This window comes from Streptomyces sp. SAI-135 (assembly GCF_029893805.1).
In the GTDB taxonomy this organism is placed as follows: domain Bacteria; phylum Actinomycetota; class Actinomycetes; order Streptomycetales; family Streptomycetaceae; genus Streptomyces.
Map to the genome: position 1 here is coordinate 1,145,084 of NZ_JARXYP010000002.1, position 20,201 is coordinate 1,165,284.

The 20,201-nt window shown below is 72.3% G+C and carries 22 protein-coding genes and 2 pseudogenes; 4 read left to right on the forward strand and 20 right to left on the reverse strand.

What is annotated here, in order from left to right; genetic code table 11:
• Window positions 1-27: 27 nt before the first annotated feature.
• From M2163_RS09570 to M2163_RS09580, 3 genes are all read right to left on the reverse strand, one after another.
• Entirely contained in the window at window positions 28-795 is a 768-nt protein-coding gene (locus tag M2163_RS09570; RefSeq protein ID WP_280853225.1) for a thioesterase family protein, read from the reverse strand.
• 61 nt (window positions 796-856) lie between these two features.
• Window positions 857-1,597 carry a class I SAM-dependent methyltransferase gene (locus tag M2163_RS09575; RefSeq protein WP_280893733.1) on the reverse strand — a complete coding sequence of 247 codons (741 nt, stop codon included), beginning with the start codon at window positions 1,595-1,597 and terminating at the stop codon, window positions 857-859.
• Window positions 1,598-1,602: 5 nt separating this feature from the next.
• Entirely contained in the window at window positions 1,603-2,166 is a 564-nt protein-coding gene (locus tag M2163_RS09580) for a PadR family transcriptional regulator (RefSeq protein ID WP_280893734.1), read from the reverse strand.
• 68 nt (window positions 2,167-2,234) lie between these two features.
• Between M2163_RS09580 and M2163_RS09585 the strand changes: the two genes are divergently transcribed.
• Window positions 2,235-2,642, forward strand: a complete 408-nt coding sequence (locus M2163_RS09585) for a nuclear transport factor 2 family protein (protein WP_280893735.1) — start codon at window positions 2,235-2,237, stop codon at window positions 2,640-2,642.
• Between the two features lie 35 nt (window positions 2,643-2,677).
• Here the strand turns inward: M2163_RS09585 and M2163_RS09590 are convergent, their stop codons facing one another.
• The 4 genes from M2163_RS09590 to M2163_RS09605 are packed head-to-tail and all read right to left on the reverse strand — an operon-like array spanning window position 2,678 to window position 5,080.
• Window positions 2,678-2,803, reverse strand: a complete 126-nt coding sequence (locus M2163_RS09590) for a hypothetical protein (RefSeq protein WP_280853221.1) — start codon at window positions 2,801-2,803, stop codon at window positions 2,678-2,680.
• A gap of 47 nt (window positions 2,804-2,850) precedes the next feature.
• Window positions 2,851-4,083, reverse strand: coding sequence for an RNA polymerase sigma factor (locus M2163_RS09595; protein ID WP_280897241.1), 1,233 nt, complete (start codon window positions 4,081-4,083; stop codon window positions 2,851-2,853).
• On the reverse strand, window positions 4,080-4,421 hold the full coding sequence (locus M2163_RS09600) for a YciI family protein (RefSeq protein ID WP_280893736.1): 342 nt from the start codon (window positions 4,419-4,421) through the stop codon (window positions 4,080-4,082). The genes M2163_RS09595 and M2163_RS09600 overlap by 4 nt, the downstream gene beginning before the upstream one ends.
• Window positions 4,418-5,080, reverse strand: a complete 663-nt coding sequence (locus M2163_RS09605; protein ID WP_280893737.1) for a YciI family protein — start codon at window positions 5,078-5,080, stop codon at window positions 4,418-4,420. Before M2163_RS09605 ends, M2163_RS09600 begins: the two co-directional genes overlap by 4 nt.
• A gap of 112 nt (window positions 5,081-5,192) precedes the next feature.
• Here M2163_RS09605 and M2163_RS46600 point away from each other — a divergent pair.
• The 3 genes and pseudogenes from M2163_RS46600 to M2163_RS09615 form a co-directional block, all read left to right on the forward strand.
• Window positions 5,193-5,283, forward strand: a pseudogene (locus M2163_RS46600) (SAM-dependent methyltransferase); the annotation flags it as partial.
• Between the two features lie 281 nt (window positions 5,284-5,564).
• Window positions 5,565-6,701 carry a transcription termination factor Rho gene (rho, locus tag M2163_RS09610; RefSeq protein ID WP_280853218.1) on the forward strand — a complete coding sequence of 379 codons (1,137 nt, stop codon included), beginning with the start codon at window positions 5,565-5,567 and terminating at the stop codon, window positions 6,699-6,701.
• Between the two features lie 136 nt (window positions 6,702-6,837).
• A pseudogene (locus tag M2163_RS09615) lies at window positions 6,838-7,671 on the forward strand (D-alanyl-D-alanine carboxypeptidase); the annotation flags it as partial.
• Window positions 7,672-7,706: 35 nt separating this feature from the next.
• Here the strand turns inward: M2163_RS09615 and M2163_RS09620 are convergent.
• From M2163_RS09620 to M2163_RS09680, 13 genes are all read right to left on the reverse strand, one after another.
• Complete coding sequence (locus M2163_RS09620; RefSeq protein WP_280893738.1) at window positions 7,707-9,071, reverse strand: glycosyltransferase 87 family protein; 1,365 nt, start codon at window positions 9,069-9,071, stop codon at window positions 7,707-7,709.
• Entirely contained in the window at window positions 9,068-10,471 is a 1,404-nt protein-coding gene (mptB, locus tag M2163_RS09625; protein WP_280893739.1) for a polyprenol phosphomannose-dependent alpha 1,6 mannosyltransferase MptB, read from the reverse strand. Before mptB ends, M2163_RS09620 begins: the two co-directional genes overlap by 4 nt.
• A 96-nt stretch (window positions 10,472-10,567) precedes the next feature.
• Window positions 10,568-11,506 (reverse strand): glutaminase, encoded by a 939-nt coding sequence (locus M2163_RS09630; protein WP_280893740.1) that lies wholly within the window; start codon window positions 11,504-11,506, stop codon window positions 10,568-10,570.
• Between the two features lie 45 nt (window positions 11,507-11,551).
• The gene (aspA, locus tag M2163_RS09635; protein ID WP_280893741.1) at window positions 11,552-12,964 is read right to left on the reverse strand and encodes an aspartate ammonia-lyase; all 1,413 of its coding nucleotides are present in this window, start codon (window positions 12,962-12,964) and stop codon (window positions 11,552-11,554) included.
• A gap of 109 nt (window positions 12,965-13,073) precedes the next feature.
• Window positions 13,074-14,090 carry an asparaginase gene (locus M2163_RS09640; protein ID WP_280853213.1) on the reverse strand — a complete coding sequence of 339 codons (1,017 nt, stop codon included), beginning with the start codon at window positions 14,088-14,090 and terminating at the stop codon, window positions 13,074-13,076.
• 79 nt (window positions 14,091-14,169) lie between these two features.
• A complete protein-coding gene (locus M2163_RS09645) occupies window positions 14,170-15,618 on the reverse strand; it encodes an amino acid permease (RefSeq protein WP_280893742.1) in 1,449 nt (482 codons plus the stop codon).
• Window positions 15,615-16,292 carry a FadR/GntR family transcriptional regulator gene (locus tag M2163_RS09650; protein ID WP_053846680.1) on the reverse strand — a complete coding sequence of 226 codons (678 nt, stop codon included), beginning with the start codon at window positions 16,290-16,292 and terminating at the stop codon, window positions 15,615-15,617. Before M2163_RS09650 ends, M2163_RS09645 begins: the two co-directional genes overlap by 4 nt.
• 161 nt (window positions 16,293-16,453) lie before the next feature.
• A complete protein-coding gene (locus tag M2163_RS09655; protein ID WP_280853211.1) occupies window positions 16,454-17,290 on the reverse strand; it encodes an undecaprenyl-diphosphate phosphatase in 837 nt (278 codons plus the stop codon).
• 73 nt (window positions 17,291-17,363) lie between these two features.
• Window positions 17,364-17,738, reverse strand: coding sequence for a fluoride efflux transporter CrcB (gene crcB, locus M2163_RS09660; protein WP_280853210.1), 375 nt, complete (start codon window positions 17,736-17,738; stop codon window positions 17,364-17,366).
• Complete coding sequence (locus tag M2163_RS09665) at window positions 17,735-18,115, reverse strand: DUF190 domain-containing protein (RefSeq protein ID WP_280853209.1); 381 nt, start codon at window positions 18,113-18,115, stop codon at window positions 17,735-17,737. Before M2163_RS09665 ends, crcB (M2163_RS09660) begins: the two co-directional genes overlap by 4 nt.
• Window positions 18,112-18,567 carry a fluoride efflux transporter CrcB gene (crcB, locus tag M2163_RS09670; protein ID WP_280893743.1) on the reverse strand — a complete coding sequence of 152 codons (456 nt, stop codon included), beginning with the start codon at window positions 18,565-18,567 and terminating at the stop codon, window positions 18,112-18,114. Before crcB (M2163_RS09670) ends, M2163_RS09665 begins: the two co-directional genes overlap by 4 nt.
• 165 nt (window positions 18,568-18,732) lie before the next feature.
• Window positions 18,733-19,695 carry an SMP-30/gluconolactonase/LRE family protein gene (locus M2163_RS09675; RefSeq protein WP_280893744.1) on the reverse strand — a complete coding sequence of 321 codons (963 nt, stop codon included), beginning with the start codon at window positions 19,693-19,695 and terminating at the stop codon, window positions 18,733-18,735.
• Between the two features lie 28 nt (window positions 19,696-19,723).
• Window positions 19,724-20,011 carry a helix-turn-helix domain-containing protein gene (locus tag M2163_RS09680; RefSeq protein ID WP_280853206.1) on the reverse strand — a complete coding sequence of 96 codons (288 nt, stop codon included), beginning with the start codon at window positions 20,009-20,011 and terminating at the stop codon, window positions 19,724-19,726.
• Between the last annotated feature and the right edge of the window lie 190 nt (window positions 20,012-20,201).

The following is a 20,201-nucleotide window of genomic DNA, read 5'->3' on the forward strand; positions in this document are numbered from 1 at the left end:
GGCGGCGGCCCGCCAACGCCCGCGACCTCACGGACGCTCGCCGCGCACCACACGGGACTGGCGTCCCAGGGCGAGCAGAGTGCCGTCCGCCGCCCAGACGGCACTGTCGTCGACGGCCCAGCCGGCGCCCGCGTGATCGGTCCGGATCCGTACGAGGCTCCAGCCGTCACCGGTGCCCTCGTCGAGGGCGTCGGTGAAGTGGACGGTGAGTTCCGCGCTGGGCACGGGGCGCGGACTGCGCCAGACGGCGTAGAGCGCGGGCGGGAGCACGTCGGTGAGGGTGACGACCGCCCCCGCGTCGAGCGCCCGTCCGTCCGTGAACCGCACCCAGGCCAGGAGCTCCGCCCGGTCGCCGCCGGCCAGCGGGAGGTCGGCGGAGGCGGGCCGGATCTCCAACTGCCGGGCGAAGGGCGCCAGATGGCCGGGCAGCCGGACGGCGTCGCAGTCCTCCGGGCCCGGCACGTCCGGGGCCGGCTGTCCGTCGTACGGCGTCCCCGGGCGACCGGAGCCGAACAGGGCCGATCCGACGACGACCGGCACGCCGTCCTGGTGGCCGGAGAAGACGCAGGCGGCGGTGCGGCGCCCGGAGGCGGGCGCGGTGCCCGAGACGTGCAGCGGACCGGCGGCGGCTGGGGCCAGGAAGTGGGTGGTCAGGGTGCGGACCGGATGGGCTCCCCCGGCGAACCGGGAGCGTACGGCCGCCAGGGCGACGGCGGCGACATGGCCGCCGTGCGCCCCCTCCCAGGACCGCCACAAGGGGTCGATCCGTGTCTCGTTCTCGGTGGATGTGGTCACGCGCCACACCATAACCTGGAGAGTTGGAAAATCAAACGGATAAGTTGGAATTCCGGACCGACTAGAGGGCCGGCTGGAGCGGGCGTCTCGCCACGACCATCCGGACCCGCGGACTGCCGTCCCGGCGCACACCGAACTCGGGCAGCGCGTACAGCTCCACGCACAGACCGGCCCGTTCCAGTTCCCGTCGCACGTCTCCGAGCCCGAAGGCCCGGTAGTACATGACGAACGGCGGGCGCCACAGGGCGTTGCGCACCCGCATCACGGCGTCGAAAGCGTGGAGCATCCAGTAGGCGGGGGACGACGGACGGGGTGGGGCCACGATCGGGAAGGCGAAGCAGCCGCCCGGCCGCAGCACCTCGTGGACCTGCGCGAACAGACCGGGCAGCTCGCGGGGCAGGAAGTGGCCGAAGGCCCCGAAGCTCACGACGAGGTCGAAGGAGGCGGGGGCGAACGGCAGGGCGCGCGCGTCCCCCCGCACCCAGGCGAGGCGCGGCCCCGCGGACCGGGTCCGCGCACGGGCCACGTCGAGCATTCCGGCGCTGAAGTCGACCCCGGTCACGCTCTCCCGGCAGACCCGGGTCAGCACCCCGGCTCCGGCGCCGGTTCCGCAGCACAGGTCGAGACCCGCCTCGAAGGGGCCCGTCCGGCGCAGCGCGGACACGACGGAGTCCAGCACGGAGTCGGGCGTACGGAAGGGGGTGTGGTCGAACTTGGGGGCGAGCAGGTCGTAGCCGCGCTCGACGGACGACAGCGCCTGGACGGCGAGTTCACGGAGGCTGGGGCCTTCTGGGCTGAACATCCGCGTCAGCTTAGGGGAGCGCGGCGCTTCAGGAGGACAAGCACGCGCTCGCACCAGCGGACGGTCTCCGCCTCCAGGGCGATTCCGCCCAGGAGCGTGAGGTACGGGCCGATCCGCTCCGCCTCGGCGAGGTACCGCTCCTCGGTGCGGCCGTCGAGGAGGCGCTCGCGGACGCGCTCGTAGCGGGCGAGTTTGCCGCGCGCCCAGGACAGGCGCTCCTCGACCAGCGACCGGGTGACCCCGGGATCGACGCCGTCCATGGCCTGGATCTTGATCAGGAACTCGTCGCGGAGGGCGGCCGGTCTGCGGGGCGGTTCGCCGGCGAAGGCGCTCAGCTCGCGCCGCCCGGTCTCGGTGAGGGTGAACAGCCGCTTGTTCGGCCTGCGTTCCTGCCGCACCACGCGCGCCTCGATCAGCCCGTCCTGCGCGAGCCGCTCCAGCTCGCGGTAGAGCTGCTGCGGGGTCGCGGGCCAGAAGTTCGCCAGCGAGACGTCGAAGGCCTTGGAGAGTTCGTAGCCCGAGGCCTCGCCCTCCAGCAGGGCGGCCAGAACGGCGTACTTGAGCGACATGTGGACACGCTAGCAGCAGGTGATTAATCTACTCCGCACCTACTCAACAAATTGACTATGGAGGCTCGATGCGAGCGTTCCGAGAAGCGGTCGAGGCCGGTGACCTCGGCGCCGTGGAGGCGTTGCTGGCGGAGGACGTGGTCTTCACCAGTCCGGTGGTGTTCAAGCCGTACGCGGGCAAGGCCATCACGGCGGCGATCCTGGGCGCGGTCGTCAAGGTCTTCGAGGACTTCCGCTATGTGAGCGAGATGAGCAGCGAGGACGGCCGCGACCACGCCCTGGTGTTCTCGACCCGGGTCGGTGAACGGGCTCTGGACGGCTGCGACTTCATCCATCTCGACGACGACGGCCTGATCGACCGGTTCATGGTGATGGTCCGTCCGCTGTCGGGCGCGCAGGCCCTCGCGGCGGCCATGGGGGCGCGGTTCGAGGAGATCGCGAAGGAGGCGGAGGGGAGGACCGCCGCCGCCTCCTGACGTCACGTGCCGCCGGGGGTATAGGTGGCGGCCCGTCAGCCGCCGAGGCGGAGGACGGCCAGCCACACGTCCGGGATCGTGGTCGTGCCGGACTCGCCCAGCAGGGCGGCGAGGGCGCGGCGGAGCCGGCCGGCGGGGCGGGTGTGCACAGGGGCGGTCATCGGAACCTCCGGTGTCGTGGGGTCGCTTTCACCCCACCGACGAACGGCTACCGGGCGGATCGACACTCCGCGAGCCGCTTGTGCAGGAACCTGCGCTCCGCGTCGTTCTCCACCAGCTCCAGCGCCCGCTCGTACGCCCGCGCCGCCTCCCGTGCACGGCCGCCGCGGCGCAGCAGGTCGGCGCGTGTGGCCGGGAGCAGGTGGTAGCCGTCCAGCTCGCCCTCCCGCTCCAGTTCCGCGACCAGAGCGAGACCCGCCTCGGGGCCCTGGGCCATGCCGACGGCCACGGCGCGGTTGAGGCGCACCACGGCGGAGGGCACCCACCGCGCCAACTCGCCGTAGAGAGCGGCGATGTCGGCCCAGTCGGTGTCCTCGACGGTAGGCGCGGTGGTGTGGCAGGCGGCGATGGCGGCCTGGATCTGGTACGGCCCGGGCCGGCCCCGGCGCAGCGCGGTCTCCAGCAGGGCGGCGCCCTGGTCGGCCTCGGCGCGGTCCCATGCCGAGCGGTCCTGGTCCTCCAGCGTCACCAGTTCCCCGTGCGCGTCCACCCGGGTCTCGCGGCGGGCGTCGTGCAGGAGCAGCAACGCCAGCAGGCCGAGCACCTCGGGCTCGTCGGGCATCAGCCGGGCCAGGACCCGGGCCAGCCGGATCGCCTCCGCGCACAGGTTCCGTCGTACGAGATCGGCGCCCGAGCCGGCCGCGTAGCCCTCGTTGAACAGCAGGTAGATCACGCCGAGCACGCCCGTGATGCGCTCGGGCAGCAGGTGGGCGGGCGGTACCCGGTAGGGGATGCCGGCGTTGCGGATCTTCTTCTTGGCGCGCACCAGACGCTGCGCCATGGTCGCCTCCGGGACGAGGAAGGCGCGGGCGATCTCAGGCGTGCTCAGTCCGGCGAGGGTGCGCAGGGTCAGCGCGACGCGGGCCTCGATGTGCAGCGCGGGATGGCAGCAGGTGAAGATCAGGCGCAGCCGGTCGTCCTGGACACCGCTGTCGTCGTACGGCTCCCCGGGTGCCGTGAGCATGGCCGCCTCCCGTAGTTTGCGCTCGCCGACCGCCTGCCGGCGCAGGACGTCCATGGCGCGGTGGCGGGCGGTCGTGGTGAGCCAGGCGCCGGGGCGGCGCGGGACGCCGTCGCGCCGCCACCGGTCGAGGGCCTGGGCGAACGCGTCCTGCGCGCACTCCTCGGCGAGGTCCCAGTCGCCGGTCACCCGGATCAGGGTGGCGACGACCTGGCCCCACTCCTCGCGGAACGCGGCGGCGACGGCCTCCTGCGGGGTCACTCCCACACCGGCCTCACCTCCACCGACCCGCCGCCGAGCGCCGCCGGGTGCCGGGACGCCAGCGAGATCGCCTCGTCCAGGTCGGCGACCTCGACGATGTCGACGCCGGCGATGTACTCCTTGGACTCGACGAACGGGCCGTCGGTGAGCAGGACCTCGTCGCCCTGGACCCGGACGGTGGTGGCGTCCGAGGCCGGGCGCAGCCGGGCGCCGCCCTTGACGAGGTCCCTGCTGCGGACCTCCTCGATGCGGGAGGTGAAGCGGGGGTCGTCGGAGATCTCGGCGGGGCTGAATTCCTCACCGTCCACGGGTGCGCAGATCAGCAGGGCGTACTTCATGACGTGGCCTGCGTGCCGTGCTGGTGGACGATGAGCCAGCGGGGGCCGGTGTTGCGGTATCCGGTGGTGACGCGCAGCAGCCTGCCGCCGGTGCGGACCAGGGCGTGCCCGAAGGCGATGCTCTCGTCGACGTGGACACGGAACTTGACGACCTCGCGGGCGGCCGGCCCGGTCTCGGCGAAGAGCTTGCGGAGCTCCTCGACGCCCTGGTGCGGCCGGCCGTTCTCCACCACCTCCGCGTCCCGGGCGTAACAGGCGACCGCCCGCTCGACGTCCCCGGTGCGCGCGGCCGCGGTGAGTTCCGCGTCGAGGCGGCGGATCTGTCCTTCGGCGTCCTCGTCCTCCCAGAACGGGCGCACCTCCATGGCGCCGATGGTCGCCACGGGGTGCTTCGCGGCCGCCTCGACCGCCTCCTCCAGGCTGCCGCACTCCAGGATGTCGAAGCCGGCGACGTACTCCTTGGTCTCCGCGAACGGCCCGTCCGTACGCAGCACCTCGCCGCCGCGCACCCGCACGGTGACCGCGTCGGCGGGCCGGGCGAGCCGGTGCCCGTGCAGCCGTGCGCCACGGTCGCCCAGTTCCTCGACCCAGGGTTCGACGGGGGCCATGCCCGAGGCGTCGGCGGTGTCGTCGCCGCAGACGAGCAGCATGTACTTCATGGTTCCTCCCGGTGCTCATGAGCTTCCTACACCGGGCCGACGAACGGCACCGGGCCGAATCGACACCGGGACGCAGAAAGTTCCATCCGCTGCTCGGCTCGCTGGGCCGGAGAGCGTCGAGTGGACGCACGGAATAGACGAGGTCGTCACCGCGTTGAGGGGAGCGGGATTGGTCGCGGTTGACCCGTACGGCATCCGGCTGATGGCGGCTTCCCGAGCCGCGGATCCCGTTGCTGTGCGGATTCCTCGCCACGCGCTGAGCCGCCGTGGTACCGTCCGGCTAGCACTTGTGTACGCCCGTTTCGGGGCGCCGGTGCCAGTTCTCTCTCCTTCCGCCGGTCGTCGTACCGGCTTCTCCTCAGTACCTCGCAGGTCCTGCGGGTGCTGTCTTCCGCCGCCCGAAGGCGTTGTCCGCCTTCCCTCTCGCGGCTTCCCCCTCCTTGCGCATGTCCCATGCCTTCCGTCCTCGAAAGGACAGACCACCATGACGATCACTCTCGAAACCCCTCCGGTTCAGGAGCAGCCCCCGGTCCGCGCCGTCACCGGCGTCCTCGACATCGACGCGGGCGGGAAGGGGCATCTGCGCGCCGCGAGCCTGCTGCCCTCGCCCTCCGACCTTCAGGTCTCCCCCGCCCTGATCCGCAGGTTCGGCCTGCGCAAGGGGGACGTCGTCGACGGGGTGCGCGGTACCCAGCGCGCCCTCACCGAGGTCGCCCGCGTCAACGGCCGGGCTCCCGACCGCAACCGCCGCGCCTTCCACGACCTCACTCCCCTGCACCCCGGTGAGCGGATCCGGCTCGAACACCCGGCGTCCGGCCTGACCGGCCGGGTGGCCGATCTGATCGCGCCCGTCGGCAAGGGGCAGCGCGGGCTGATCGTGGCCCCGCCCAAGACCGGCAAGACGGTCCTGCTCCAGCAGATCGCGGCCGCCGTCGCCGGCAACCACCCCGAGTGCCGGCTGATGGTGGTGCTGCTCGACGAACGCCCCGAGGAGGTCACCGACATGCGGCGCTCCGTGCGCGGTGACGTGTACGCCTCGACGTTCGACCGCACGCCCAAGCAGCACATCGCGCTCGCCGAGCTGGTGATCGAGCGGGCCAAGCGGCTCGTCGAGGCCGGCGAGGACGTCGTGATCCTGCTCGACTCCCTGACCCGGCTGTGCCGGGCCCACAACAACGCGGCTCCCGGCAACGGCCGCACCCTCAGCGGCGGTGTCGACGCGACCGCGCTGATCGGTCCGAAGAAGTTCTTCGGCGCCGCCCGGCGCGCCGAGGAGGGCGGCTCGCTCACCATCCTCGCCACCGCCCTGGTGGAGACCGGCTCGCGCGCCGACGACTTCTTCTTCGAGGAGCTCAAGAGCACCGGCAACATGGAGCTGCGCCTGGACCGCGAACTCGCCTCCCGCCGCGTCTTCCCCGCCGTCGCGGTCAACCCCTCGGGCACCCGTCGCGAGGAACTCCTGCTGACTCCGGCGGAGTTGACCGCCGTACGAGGACTGCGCCGGGCCCTGCAGAACGGCGACGGCCAGGGCAGCCTGGAGACGCTCCTTCAGCGGATGCGGGAGACGCCGGACAACGCGGCCTTCCTGCGCCGTATCCAGCCGACCCTGCCCGCCGGCTGACGGACCATCCCCCATCTGGGTGCTCACGCGCCCCGCACGGCCAGGGCAGCGCGGTCCGCGACCGGTCCGTTCCTAACTTTGCGGTATGACTATCGGATTTCCCTCCCGGGTGGCCGTCTCGACCTGCGCACTGTGCATGACGGGACTGCTGGTCCTCACCCCGGCGACAGCGGCCGCGCAGACGGGCTCCGACCCCGGAGCGCCCGGCGCACCACCGCCCGCGGCCGCGTCGCCGGCCCTGCTGTACCGCCCCGGTGTCCAGGTCAGGCCGCACCGGGGCGTACCCCGGGTCCCGGACGTGTCCGCGCTGTCGTGGGTGGTGGCCGACGCCCACAGCGGGGAGATCCTCGCGGCGCGCGACGCCCACCGGCGGCTGCCGCCGGCCAGCACGCTCAAGACCCTGTTCGCCCTGACCGTCCTGCCGGTACTGCCCGGTGGCCTCAGACACACGGTCGGCGAGAACGAACTCGCGGACATCGGCCCCGGCAGCAGCCTCGTCGGGGTCGCCGAGGGACGGACCTACCAGGTGGCCGACCTGTGGCGCGGGGTCTTCCTCAACTCCGGCAACGACGCCGTGCACGTCCTGGCCGGGCTCAACGGCGGCTGGACCACCACGGCCGCCAGGATGCAGGCCAAGGCGCGCGCCCTGGGCGCCCGGGACACCCATGTCCGCTCCCCCGACGGCTACGACACCCCGGGCCAGGTCTCCTCGGCGTACGACCTCGCAGTCTTCGGCCGGGCGGGGCTGCGCAACGCGGACTTCGCGCGGTACTGCGGCACGGCCGAGGCGACGTTCCCCGGCCGGGGCGGATGGCGGTACGGGATCCGCAACACCAACCGGCTGCTGACCGGCGCCGACGGGGTGCGGCCGTACGACGGGCTGATCGGGATCAAGAACGGCTACACGAGCCACGCCGGCAACACACTCGTCGCCGCCGCCCGCCGGGGCGGCCGGACGCTCGTCGTGACCGTGATGAACCCGCAGTCGGGCGGCGGCTTCGCGGTCTACGAGGAGGCGCGGGCGCTGCTCGACTGGGGGTTCGGCGCGGCTGGGCGGGTGGAGCCGGTGGGCTCGCTGGACGCGCTCCGGGCGAAACCGCAGCCCGGGCCCGAGGCCGCGCCGGTCGCGGCGGCGGTGTCCACGGATCCCGCAAGGCCCGCGGGACCCGGCTGGCTGGAGACCTGGGCCGTCCTGGGCGCCGCCGGACTCGGTGCGGGCTCGATGGCGCTGGCGCTGCGGGCCCGGTTCGGGCGGGCGGGGCGCGGCTGAGCCACCGGCAGCCACAGCAGCAGGCCGAGCGTGATCCACGTGTACGTGTTGCCGCCGAGGAAGCCGTCGATGCCCGAGGCGTCGTCGAACCACAGCCACACCACGCTGGTGCACAGCACCGCGTACAGGGCGCCCGCGATCCGCTGGTGCCCCGCGCGCAGGAGCACGGCGAAGGACGGCAGCAGCCACACCAGGTGGTGCACCCAGGTGATCGGGCTGACCAGGCAGGCGGTCAGCCCGGTCAGCGCGAACGCGGCCGCCCAGTTGCCCGCCGCCGCGGCCCGCCGGGCCCGTACGGCCCACACGCCCGAGGTCAGCAGCACGGCCACCGCCCACAGGGCGCGGTCCGTCTCCCCGAGCCGGGCCAGGACGCCCTCCAGGGACTGGTTCGAGACGTAGTCCAGGCGGCCCACCCTGGTCGTGTCCCACATCGCGTCGGTCCAGTAGAAACGCGAGGCGTCCGGCGCCACGAGGGCCGCGAACCCCGTCGCCGTCAGGGCCACGACCGTGGCGACCGCCGCCGCCCGCCATCGCCGGGCGACCAGGAGCAGACCGATGAAGAGGGCCGGGGTGAGCTTCACCGCGGCGGCCAGCCCGATCCCGGCACCGGCCCACCGCTCCCGGCCCGTGGTGAGCAGCCACGCGTCGGCGAGAACGAGCGCCAGGAGCAGGAGGTTGACCTGCCCGAAGCTGAAGGTGTCGCGCAGCGGTTCGAACAGCGCGAGCGCGCAGGCGCCCAGGGCGCAGCCGTACCAGCCGTGGCGCCGCCAGGCCCGGCCGGTGAGCAGGCGCACCACCGCGGCCAGCGCCGCCAGGTTGAGCAGCAGGCCCACCGCGATCGCGGCGCGCAGACCGAGCAGGGCCATCGGGAGCATGGCGACGGCCGCGAACGGCGGGTAGGTGAAGCCGTACGCCGTCCCCGGCACCCGGTAGTCGTAGAGCCGTCCGCCGTGGTGGATCCAGTTGTCCACGGCTCCGTGGTAGACGCGCAGGTCGAACCAGTCGCGCAGGAGCGGCACGGTCGCCGTGAACACGGTGACGGCGGTGACGGCGGCGAGGACCAGCACCAGCCGCCCGCGGTCCGTGACCGGCGCCCTCATGCCGTACGTCCCGCTGCCGGGGCCTGGGCCGTCTGGTGGGCCTGGACCAGCACGACCAGGGCCAGCACGCCTCCGGACAGGGCGAGGACGGCCTGCCCGGCGTCGGCCGGGCCGCCGCTCGGGAGGGTGGCGAGCGCGAGCACACCCGTCACGGCGGCCACCCGGTGCCGCACCGAGGCGCTGGGCGCGGCGGCCGCTATGAGGAACAGTCCCCACAGGGCGTACCAGGGGCGGACGGCCGGGCCGAGGGCGGCGACGGCGGCCAGGCTCAGGCCGAGGGCGTAGACGGGGCGCGGGCGCAGGCGCAGCCATATGTGGCCGATGACGGCGAGCGCGGTCACGGCGCCGAGCGCGTGCCAGACCGGGACGGCCAGCGGGGCCAAGTCGCTGCCGAGACGTTCCAGCAGGGCTCCGGTGGCGCGGCCCAGGAGGCTGGTGAGGGCCCAGTTCCCTGACGACACCGGCGTGTTGAGCGCGCCGATCCAGCCGTAGCCGGTGCCGGTCACGGCTGTCGCGGCGACCGTGGTGGCGGTGGCCGTGACGGCGGCCGTCAGGACGGCTCTCGCCGGACGGTCGCCGGCCCGGACGCGGAGCACGACGATCGCGGCGAGCCCCAGGGCGGCCGGCGCCTTCACCAGGGCGGCGAGCGTCACCAGAACGGCACCCAGGACCGGCCACCGGCCGAGGGCGGCGACCAGGCCGAGGCCGAGCAGACCGAGCATGACGGCGTCGTTGTGGGCGCCCGCGACCAGGTGCAGCAGCACGAGCGGGTTGAGGGCGCCGAGCCACAGGGCCGCGGCCGGGTCGGCTCCGCTGTGGCGGGCCAGCCGGGGCAGGACGGCCGCCATCAGGGCCACGCCGAGCAGGGCGACGAGCCGCATCCCCAGCAGCCCGGCGGGGAGTTCCCCGCGGGACGCCTTGGCCAGCGCGGAGGCCACGCCGAGGAACACGGGGCCGTACGGGGCTCCCGTGTCGCGCCACATGGGGGCGACCTCGTCCGCGAGGGGGCCGCCGAGCAGGGCGGGGCCGTGGGCGTAGACGTCCATGTGGGCGTCCGCCATGGCGCCTTGGGCGAGGTAGCTGTAGACGTCCCGGCTGAACAGGGGCGGGGCGAGGAGCAGCGGGAGCGACCAGACGACGAGGACGGCCATGAGCTCGCGCGGGCCGGGGCGCCGGCCCGGGCCGCGCACCAGGCGGCCGAGGAGGAGCCAGGCCGCGATCAGCAGGACGACGCCGAAGTAGGCGCCGACCAGGCCGAGGGCCGCCTGGGGCGAGGCGGGGGTGAGGAGTTCGCGGACGGGGAGGGCTCCCGCGGTCTCGCCACCGGCGGCGAGAAAGGCGGTGCCGACCAGACCGAGGATCTGGCAGCGGCGAAGATCGACGGGAACGTTGGCCAACACATCGGCAGCGTGTCAGTCATGGATGGCTGGAAGGCGACGCGGTGGCGACCGGGGTGTGACCGGTGCGTGGTCGGGCACGGGACGCGCCCGCCCCTCTCAGAACACGGAGAGACCCGTGAGCGTCGTGAACCGGTCCAGGGCCGCCACCCCCGCCACCGAGTTGCCGCGTTCGTCCAGGCCGGGACTCCACACGCACAGCGTGCAACGGCCGGGCACGACCGCGATGATCCCGCCGCCCACTCCGCTCTTGCCGGGCAGCCCCACCCGGTAGGCGAAGTCGCCCGCCGCGTCGTACGTGCCGCAGGTCAGCATGATCGCGTTGATCTGCTTGGCCTGGCTGAGGGTGAGCAGCCGGGTGCCGTCGGCGCGGATGCCGTGGCGGGCCAGGAAGGTGGTGGCGAGGGCCAGGTCGGCGCAGGACGCCCTGATCGAACACTGGCGGAAGTACTGGTCGAGCAGGACCGGGATGTCGTTGTCGATGTTGTCGTAGGCAGCCATGAAGTGGGCCAGGGCGGCGTTGCGGTCGCCGTGGGCGGACTCGGAGGCGGCCACCTCCTCGTCGAAGTCCAGGGCCGGGTTGCCGCTCTCCTCGCGCAGGAACGACAGCAGCTCACCGGCCGCGTCCCCGGAACGGGTCTGGAGGCGGTCGGTGACGACGAGGGCGCCCGCGTTGATGAACGGGTTGCGCGGGATGCCGTTCTCGTACTCCAGCTGGACCAGGGAGTTGAAGGGGTTGCCGGAGGGTTCGCGGCCCACGTGCTCCCAGAGTTCGTCGCCCTCGCGGGCCAGGTCGAGGGCGAGGGTGAAGACCTTGGTGATGGACTGGGTGGAGAAGGGCTCGCGCCAGTCCCCGACGCCGTACACCGTGCCGTCCAGCTCCGCGACGGCCATGCCGAAGCTGCGCGGGTCGCAGGCGGCGAGCGCCGGGATGTAGTCGGCGGCGCGGCCGCGGCCCGGAGTGCGCCCGATCTCCTCGGCGATGCGCTCCAGGACCGGTTGGAAGGTGAGCGACGACGTCGTTGCCATGATCACCATTGTGCCTCCGGGCCGGTCCTGGCGCGTGTCCGCACGGGTGGGGCGTCAGGCCAAGGGGGAGCCGCTGCCCGCCAGGACCTCCGGGCGCAGCAGTTCGGCGAGCTTCTCGGCGGGCAACAGACCCTTCTCCAGGACGAGTTCGGCCACTCCCCGGCCGGTGACGAGGGCCTCCTTGGCGATGTCGGTGGCGGCCGTGTAGCCGATGTGCGGGTTGAGGGCGGTGACCAGGCCGATGGAGTTCTCCACGGTCCGGCGCAGTGCCTCGGTGTTGGCGGTGATGCCGTCCACGCAGCGCTCGGCGAGGGTGAGGCAGGCGGCACGCAGGTGGGTGACGGACTCCGACAGGGAGTGCAGGATGATCGGCTCGAAGGCGTTGAGCTGGAGCTGCCCGGCCTCGGCGGCCATCGTGATGGTGACGTCGTTGCCGATCACCTCGAAGGCGACCTGGTTGACGACCTCGGGGATCACGGGGTTGACCTTGCCGGGCATGATCGACGAACCGGCCTGGACGGGCGGCAGGTTGATCTCCCCGAGACCGGCCCGCGGCCCGGACGACAGCAGCCGCAGGTCGTTGCAGCTCTTGCTCAGCTTGACCGCGATCCGCTTCAGTACGCCGGACATCTGGACGAACGCGCCGCAGTCCTGGGTGGCCTCGACCAGGTTGGCCGCGGTGACCAGCGGCAGCCCGGTGATCTCGGCGAGGTGGCGGCGGGCCGACTCGGCGTAGCCGGCGGGGGCGTTGAGCCCTGTCCCGATGGCCGTGGCCCCCAGGTTGATCTCATGGATCAACTCGACGGCCTCGTCAAGACGGGACCGGTCCTCGTCCAACATGACGGCATAGGCCGAGAACTCCTGCCCGAGCGTCATGGGCACCGCGTCCTGCAACTGTGTACGGCCCATCTTGAGCACATCACGGAACTCGACGGCCTTGCGGGCGAAGGAGTCCTGGAGTACAGCCATCGCCTTGAGCAGTCCACGCACCGCGAAGACCGTCGCAATCTTGACGGCGGTCGGGTAGACGTCATTGGTCGACTGCCCCAGGTTGACGTCCTCGTTGGGGTGCAGGAAGGAGTACTGCCCCTTCTCGTGGCCCAGCAGCTCCAGCGCCCGGTTGGCGATCACCTCGTTGGCGTTCATGTTGGTGGAGGTGCCGGCCCCGCCCTGGATCACGTCGACCACGAACTGGTCGTGCAGCTTCCCGTCCCGTATCTCACGGCAGGCCTCGACGATCGCGGCGGCCTTCCGGGACTCCAGCAGCCCGAGCTCCTCGTTGGCGAGCGCGGCGGCCTCCTTGACGGCGGCGAGGGCGTCGATCAGGTGGGGGTAGGCGGAGATCCGGGTCCCGGTGATGGGGAAGTTCTCGGTGGCCCGCAGGGTGTGCACACCCCAGTAGGCGTCGACGGGAACATCCCGGTCACCCAGCAGATCGTGCTCGCGGCGGCTGACGGCGGGGGTCATGGGTCCTTCTTCCGAAGAGGGGTCGGGTGAGATTTTTTGGGGGCGCGGGGAACTGCGCGACCAGCCACGTGCGGACCGCGGCCGCCGGACGAGAGGCAGGGGCAGCCTCTTAGGCGCAAGCCGCCTCGGCGGCGGGCTCCAGCGAACGAACCGGCCGCACATGCCCGACCTCACGGCCGCCGCCCAGAAGCACCTCGCCCTGGAACTCGGTCAGCAGATCCGGCGAGACCCCGGCCCACGCGAGCGCCGCCGCGGCAACCGGCACCCGCGCCCGGTTCGCCCCGTCGGAGATCTTCACGGCGACGGCCCGCCCGTCAGGGAGGGCCGCGACCTCGACACCCTCGAAACCGTCCTTGGCCAGCAGTCCCGGCACCGCCTTCATCAGCGCGGCCACGTCCCGCCCCGCCCCGGACGCCATCTCCGGGTGCGAACGCATCGCGTCGGCGACCCGGGCCTCCGGCGTCCCGGGGGCCGCCGAGGTGATCCGAGCGGCGGCGCGGGCCAGGCCGTGCAGCGAGACGGAGAACAGGGGCGCACCGCAGCCGTCGACGGTCACCCGGGCGATCCGCTGCCCGGTCAGGTCCTCGACGATCTCGGCGATCGCCTGCTGGAGCGGATGCGCGGGGTCGAGATAGCCCTCCAGGGGCCAGTCGTTGAGCACGCACGTGTACAGCATCGCCGCGTGCTTGCCGGAGCAGTTCTGCGCGAGCCGGGACGGCCCGCGCCCGTCCCGGATCCACTCGTCCCGCGTCTCCGGGCCGTACGGCAGGTCCGGGACGTTGCGCAGGGCGTCCTCGGACACGCCCGCGAGCTCCAGGATCCGCCGGGCCCCGGCGAGGTGGCGTTCCTCGCCGGAGTGGCTGGCCGCGGCGAGCGAGAGGAGCTCTCCGTCGAGGGGCAGCCCGGCCCGGACCATGGCGACCGCCTGGACCGGCTTGAGCGCGGACCGCGGATAGAACGCGGCCTCGATGTCGCCGAGTTGGAAGCGGACGTTCCCATCGCCGTCCAGGACGACGACGGAACCGTAGTGGGTGCCCTCGACCAGCCCGCCGCGGATGAGGTGGGCGACGGGGGCGTGGAGGGGCTCACGGACCAGGGGTGCGGCCGCGACGGAACTGCTGTACATCACTTCCTGCTTCTCCGGGAACGCCACGCGGGTCACGCGTGCGTGCCGGTCGGTTCGGGCTGGTGGTGCGCGTGAGCTCTCACGCGCCGGTCGGTTCGTTCTCGGTGGAGGTACGGGAGACCCTGCCGCGGACGGCGAACCATCCGGCGACCAGGGCCGCGACGATCAGCGGGAGGCACAGCACGGTGGTGCGCCCCGCGCCGCCGTCGGCGTACATGAGGACCAGGACGGAGGCGAGGAAGGCCAGCGTCACGAGTTCGGTCCAGGGGGATCCCGGCAGGCGGTAGCCGGGGCGGGTCAGGTCGCCCTTCTCGGTCTTCTGCCAGAAGAGCAGGTGACAGACCATGATCATGCCCCAGGTGGCGAGGATGCCGATGGCGGCGAAGTTCAGCACGATCTCGAACGCGTCGGCGGGGACGACGTAGTTGAGGCCGACGCCGAGGACGCAGACGCCGCTGGTGAGCAGGATGCCGCCGTAGGGGACCTGGCTGCGGCTCATCACGCCCGTGAACCGGGGGGCCGAGCCGGACTTGGCCATGGAGCGCAGGATGCGGCCGGTGGAGTACAGGCCGGAGTTGAGCGAGGACATGGCCGCGGTGAGGACGACGAGGTTCATCACGCCGCCGGCCGCCGGGATGCCGATGTTGGAGAGGACGGTCACGAAGGGGCTCTCGCCGCCGGTGTACTTGTTCCAGGGCAGCAGCATCGACAGCAGGAGGACCGAGCCGACGTAGAAGAGGCCGACGCGCCACATGATCGAGTTGATCGCCCTGGGCATGATCTTCTCGGGGTTCTCGGTCTCGCCCGCGGCGACGCCGACCAGTTCGACGGAGGCGTAGGCGAAGACGACGCCCTGGATGATCAGCAGCATCGGGAGCAGGCCGTTGGGGAAGACGCCGCCGTTGTCGGTGATCAGGGCCGGGCCGGGGTGGTGGCCGTCGATCGGGTGCTGGGTGGCCAGCAGGAAGATGCCGATCAGCATGAACGCCACGAGCGCGCCCACCTTGATGATGGCGAACCAGAACTCCAGCTCGCCGAACATCTTCACCGAGATGAGGTTGACGGTGAGGACGACGGCGAGCGCGACCAGGGCGATCACCCACTGCGGGATGTCGGAGAACATGCCCCAGTAGTGGGTGTAGAGGGCGACGGCGGTGATGTCGGCGATTCCGGTGGTGGCCCAGTTCAGGAAGTACATCCACCCGGCGACGTAGGCGCCCTTCTCGCCGAGGAACTCGCGGGCGTACGACACGAAGGCCCCGGAGGACGGGCGGTACAGGACGAGTTCGCCGAGGGCGCGCACGACGAGGAAGGCGAAGACGCCGCAGACCGCGTAGGCGATGAACAGGGAGGGGCCGGCGTCGGCGAGGCGGCCGCCGGCGCCGAGGAAGAGGCCGGTGCCGATCGCGCCGCCGATGGCGATCATGTTGACGTGCCGGGACTTGAGGGACTTGCTGTAGCCCTCGTCTCCGGCGTCGACATGGCCGGAACGTTTCTGCACCCCATCGTGCAGGGACTGCTCGCTCACGCCTCTGATCCGCCTTCCGTGGAACTGTCCGTGCGCGGGGAACGCACGATGTCGGTGAGGGTGGTCTCGACGCGGTCGAGGTGATGGGACATCGCCTCCACCGCGTCGTGCTCGGAACCGTCGATCAGCGCCTCGACGATCGCGCGGTGCTCGCGGTTGGACTGCTCCCTGCGGCCGCCCAGCTCGTTGAGGAAGGCCGACTGACGCGCCAGTGCGTCACGGATCTCCTCGATGACCCGGCGGAAGACCGGGTTCTGGGCGGCCTCGGCCACCGCGAGGTGGAAGAGGGTGTCCATCGCGACCCACGCCGTGGTGTCGGTCTCGCGCTCCATCCGGTCCAGGAGATGGGCCAGGTGGTCGAGGTTCTCCGGGGTGCGGCGCCGGGCCGCGTACCCGGCGACCGGGATCTCGACGTGGCGGCGCACCTCCAGGAGGTCACTGGCCGCGTAGTCGCCGAAGGTGGGGTCCTCCACCGCGTTGGCCACGACGAAGGTGCCCTTGCCGGTCTTGGAGACGGTCAGACCCATGGTCTGCAGGGCCCTGAGGGCCTCGCGCAGCACGGGCCGGCTGATCTCCAGGGTGCGGCAGAGCTCTGCCTCGGAGGGGAGCTTGTCGCCGATGGCGTACTCCCCCCGCTCGATGGCGCCGCGCAGATGCGCCAGCACCGCCTCCATGGCACTGACTCGCCTCGGCGGCTGACTGGCTGTCCGGCTGTCTGACAGGTTCACGGGAGTGATACTCCGGTCGCCGGGAGGGTGCTGTCAAGGGGGCGGGGGTACGGAGTGCGAGGTGCGGGAGCCGCCTCGCACTCCCGTGGCGGCCGGGCGGTACGGGTTCAGCTCGAGATCGTCCCCGTCGCCAGCAGGCCGAAGAGCAGCAGGCCCACGACGATCCGGTAGAGGACGAAGGCGTTGAAGGAGTGCTTGGCGACGAACTTCAGCAGCCAGGCGATGGAGGCGTAGGCGACGACGAAGGAGACGGCCGTGCCGACGGCCAGCGGGGCCGCGCCGACGCCCGCGCCCAGGGCGTCCTTGAGCTCGTAGATGCCGGCACCGGTGAGGGCCGGGATGCCGAGGAAGAAGGAGAGGCGGGTGGCGGCGACGCGGTCCAGGTCGAGCATGAGGGCCGTCGACATGGTGGCGCCGGAGCGGGAGAAGCCGGGGAAGAGCAGGGCGAGGATCTGCGAGCTGCCGACCAGCATCGCGTCCTTGAACGAGGTGTCGTCCTCCCCGCGCTTGTGCCGTCCCATCTGGTCCGCCGCCCACATCACACCGCTGCCCGCGATGAGGGAGCCCGCGACCACCCACAGGGAGGCGAGCGGCCCCTCGATGAGCGGCTTGGCGGCGAGGCCCACCACGACGATCGGGACGGTCGCGGCGATCACCCACCAGGCGAACTTGTAGTCGTGGTGGTAGCGCTCCTCCTTGTTGACCAGCCCCCTCCCCCACGCGGAGACGATCCGCACGATGTCCTTGAAGAAGTACACGAGCACGGCGGCGATCGCGCCCACCTGGATGACGGCCGAGAACCCGACGACGGCGTCGTCGTCGACCGGGATGTTCATCAGCCCCTCGACGATCTTCAGGTGGCCGGTGGAGGAGACGGGCAGGAACTCGGTCACTCCCTCGACGGCTCCGAGGACGACGGCCTGACCGACGCTGATGACGCTCATGGGATCCAGTTCTTCTCAGGGGAAGGCAGGTGCGGAGGGCACAGTCTTACTACACCTGGACAAGCGTCGAGGCTCACGTCCACACGGCCTGCGCCAGCGCCACTCCCGCGAAGGCCGCCCCGAGACCGGCGACCACACTGGCGGCCACGTTGGCCAGGGCGTAGAGGCGTGCTCCGGTCTCGGCCAGCCGGAGGGTCTCGTAGGAGAAGGTCGAGTACGTCGTCAGGGCCCCGCACAGGCCGGTGCCCAGGAGGAGCTGGAGGTGGGATCCGGCAGCCCCTGCGGCCGCGGCGCCGGTGAGCAGGCCGAGGATCAGACAGCCCGTGACATTGACGGCGAAGGTGCCCCAGGGGAAGACCGAGTCGTGCCGGGACTGCACCGCGCGGTCGGTGAGGTAGCGCAGCGGGGCGCCGACCACGGCACCCGCGACGACCAGCAGCCAGTTCACAACGACTTCTTACCCTTCGGGTCCGCTATGTCCTGGTTCCCGTCACGGCCGACGTACCGGATGACCTCGCAGTCCTCGAGGGTCACCAGGCCCTCGGTGACGAGCTCGTCGAGCTGCGGCAGGAACTCCCGTACGCGTGACTCCGTGTCGACGATGACGACGGCCACCGGCAGGTCCTCGCTGAGGGACAGCAGCCGGGAGGTGTGGATCAGGGAGGAGGCGCCGAAGCCCTCGACGCCGCGGAAGACACTCGCCCCGGCGAGCCCCGCGGCGTGGGCGCGGTGCACGATCTCGGCGTAGAGGGGCTTGTGGTGCCAGGTGTCGTTCTCGCCGATGTAGACGGTCAGGCGCAGGGCGCTCCCGGTCAGCCTCGTCATGGCTGTCTCCGCTTCAGGACGCGGCGGGCCGCCGTGGACGCCAGCCACACCGCGGTGAGGGCCGCGAGCAGGGTCGCGGCGAGATAGGCCAGGCCCGTGCCGGCCCGTCCGTGGTCCACGAGCTTCTGGATGTCGACGGCGTAGGTCGAGAAGGTGGTGAAGCCGCCCAGGACACCGGTGCCGAAGAAGGGGCGGACCAGGCGGTGGGCGGCCCACACGTCGGTGATGACGACCATGAACACCCCGATGACCGCGCAGCCGACGACGTTGGTCCAGAAGGTCGCCCAGGGGAATCCGCCGGGCGGGGTGGGCCAGTGGAGGGAGAGCGCGTACCGGGCCGTGGCGCCCACGGCGCCGCCGAGCGCGACCACCGCGACCACGGGTGCCTGGCCGCGCCACGGGGACGGACGTGCGGATCCGGCGGGGGCACGCACGCTCTGGGGGGCTGTCATGGTCCTGTCTCTCCTACTCGCCGGGGCCCGGTGCACGGGCGCGCTCCATCGCAAGTAGGGACCGTTGGCGGCGCCTTCGCCGCGGTTCGGGTACGGCGGGCCCCACCGCCGTGCCGCGAGGGTGATCGCGACCGGGACCAGCGTAACGCCGGGGCGCGGCCGGGGTCACTTCGCGGCGGGCGGCTCGCACAGCGCGATGCCGCGCTCCCAGAGACTGCCGAGGACCAGGTGACCGGAGGCCTCGCAGACGCTGGTGACCATGCGGAAGCGGGACCCGCGACGGGCGAGGTGGTGGACGACCTCGCCGGTGTCGTCGACGGCGAGGACACCGATGCCGCCCGTGGGGCGGTAGGGGGCGTGCACGGCGACACGGGCGGCCGCTCGGCGGACGGGCGGGGCGGCGCGGTGCAGGAGGTCGAGCGGGGGGATGCGGGGGCCGGCCAGGGAGATCCAGATCGGGCCGTCGGGTCCGCCGCGCCAGATGTTGTCGGGCATGCCGGGGAGGTTCTCGGCGTGGGGCTCGGCGCGTCCGGCCCGCGGTCCGTCCAGCCAGTAGCGGGTGAGCCGGCGGGCCCCGGTCTCGGCGACGACCAGGAAGGATTCGTCGGCGCTCGCGGCCAGTCCGTTGGCGAACCGGAGTCCCTCCAGGAGGACTTCGGGGGTGTCGTCGCCGGGCGCCAGGCGCAGCAGGCGGCCGGTGCCGGAGTGTTCGACGATGTCGCCGATCCAGTGGTCGAGGGGGTAACGGCGGCTGGAGACGGTGAAGTAGACGCTGCCGTCGGACAGGGCGACCACGTTGCTGGCGAACCGCAGCCGCTCCCCCGCCACTTCGTCGGCGATGACCCGCACGGTGCCGTCGGCGAGGTCGACGCCCAGCAGCCCGCGCTCCGCGTCGCACACCAACAGGGCTCCGTCGGGGAGGAGTTCCAGACCGAGTGGCCTGCCGCCGGTGTCGGCGAGCACCTCGACCCGGGCGGCGAGGGGTTCGGTCAGCCCGTCGATGCGCAGGATGCGGCCGTCCGCCACGCCGGTGAGAACACGGCCGCGGGAGTCGGCGACGACGTCCTCGGGGCCGTGACCGCCGATCGCGACGTAGTGGCGGGGTGTGAGTGCGGTGGGACGGTCCATCGGGTGCCTGCCCTTCCGGTGCGGATCGCTACCAGCCCTTCTCGAACATGCGCGCCACCTCGGCGATGCGCATCTCGTCGCGACGGTAGTACGTGCGCCACCGGATCCTCCTGGTGCGCACCAGGCCGGTGTCCACGAGCAGGCCGAGGTGGGTCTGCGCGACCGAGCGGGACACACCGAGCTTGCTCGCGACCGCGCGGGCGGTGACTCCGTCCTCGGCCGGATCGCCGTGGCGTTGGGGCGGGAAGTGCGCGGCCGGGTCCTTCAGCCACTCCAGGATGTCCAGGCGCCTCTGGTTGGCCGGAGTCCTCAGCATGTCGTCCCTCCGCCCCTCCTTCTGCGTCTGTCCACTGTCCCGCAGCCGACGACGCCCTGTCCCCGAGTCGCCGAGCTTGTCCGAGATCGTGCTCCTCGGTGGCGGCGCGCTGTTCGGCGACACGGCGGGCGGCAGGGCAAACGTGCGCAGCCCAGGAGGAGTTGGGGCCCCTCCGCCCGCGGCTCGTGGT